The 771-nt window shown below is 50.1% G+C and carries 1 protein-coding gene; it reads right to left on the bottom strand.

Features of this window, described 5'->3' with window-relative positions:
* Positions 1 to 188: 188 nt before the first annotated feature.
* Positions 189 to 771, bottom strand: a 583-nt coding sequence (locus tag FLQ03_RS01310; RefSeq protein WP_206210819.1) for a hypothetical protein, incomplete at its 5' end; no start/stop codon positions are given.

Genomic DNA, 771 nt, shown 5'->3' on the forward strand with positions numbered 1-771 from the left:
GGGCTGTCACCGGTAGAGTACGAGAAGCAGTATTTCCAACGGCTCAAGAGTGTCTAGAGAAGCTGGGGCGATTCAGCCCTTGTATTTGTCACCACCGTAAAAAAGTGTTTCCTTACTAGACTGCTCGTCGATTTTCAGAATGACCTTGGTTCCTTGAACGGCAATGACTTCACCAACACGTATGCTCATCAGACTAGGTCCTCTGCGTTATCGTATGCTGCAGCAGCTACCACAGGAGGTCGCACAGAGGCCGCCTCCTGCCAGACCATTACTTTTTCATTGAAGGCAGTAAAATCCATGTTCTCGCCTTCCAGAGCCAAACATTTGACGTTACGGTGGCCTTTGAACTTTTCCTCCATAGCCATGCGCCCAGAAAGGCTGTAACAGCAAATGAAGACTTGCAGCCCAGGATTCGATAGGGACCGCATGACGAGGTTGAGGATATGCTCGTCTGCGAAGGAAAAGCCGAAGGTGATGAGCACTGCATTGCGCTTTTCCAGCTCATAGCTGAGTAGGCGCAACATCTGATAGTAATGCTCCTCATACACCGTTTCATGGAACTTCCACTTAGTCGGGTTCACGACAGGCATGCGCTCATACTTTTCCCAGAATGCGTCCAGCACATCGTCGTGGATCTCAGTGTCTGGCAGTTGAGCAAGTTCAGCTTCAGGATTGTTCAGAGTTGTTGAGAATGGCCGACGTCCACCCCATCTTGAGTAGCGCGTGACTTTAGCGTCCAATCCACCATGACAAGGAGTTGGACATGAAGAA

Origin of the sequence: Vogesella urethralis, assembly GCF_007644045.2 — a bacterium.
In the GTDB taxonomy this organism is placed as follows: Bacteria; Pseudomonadota; Gammaproteobacteria; order Burkholderiales; family Chromobacteriaceae; genus Vogesella; species Vogesella urethralis.